The organism is Acinetobacter sichuanensis (assembly GCF_003024515.2).
Lineage (GTDB): Bacteria > Pseudomonadota > Gammaproteobacteria > Pseudomonadales > Moraxellaceae > Acinetobacter > Acinetobacter sichuanensis.
Window position 1 is genome coordinate 1 of sequence record NZ_PYIX02000232.1, and the last position, 523, is coordinate 523.

Here is a 523-nt window from a genome sequence, read left to right on the forward strand (position 1 = left end):
AGTAATCCGTGGTTCAGCTTTAGCTGCACTTAACGGTGAAGATGGTCAATACGGCGTTCCTGCTGTACTTGCACTTGTTGAAGCGCTTGATACTTATATTCCAGAACCAGAACGTGCAATCGATAAAGCATTCTTAATGCCAATCGAAGACGTATTCTCAATTTCTGGTCGTGGTACAGTAGTAACTGGCCGTGTTGAATCAGGTATTGTGAAAGTAGGCGAAGAAGTTGAAATCGTTGGTATCAAAGACACAGTTAAAACAACTGTAACTGGCGTTGAAATGTTCCGTAAACTTCTTGACGAAGGTCGTGCGGGTGAGAACTGTGGTATTCTTCTACGTGGTACTAAACGTGAAGACGTACAACGTGGTCAAGTATTGGCTAAACCAGGTTCAATCAAACCACACACTAAATTCGACGCAGAAGTATATGTACTTTCTAAAGACGAAGGTGGTCGCCATACTCCATTCCTTAACGGTTACCGTCCACAATTCTATTTCCGTACAACTGACGTAACTGGTGCA

At 43.0% G+C, this 523-nt stretch carries 1 protein-coding gene; it reads left to right on the forward strand.

What is annotated here, in order from left to right; genetic code table 11:
* Nucleotides 1–523, forward strand: a 523-nt coding sequence (locus C9E89_RS23195) for an EF-Tu/IF-2/RF-3 family GTPase (RefSeq protein ID WP_265935943.1), incomplete at both ends; no start/stop codon positions are given.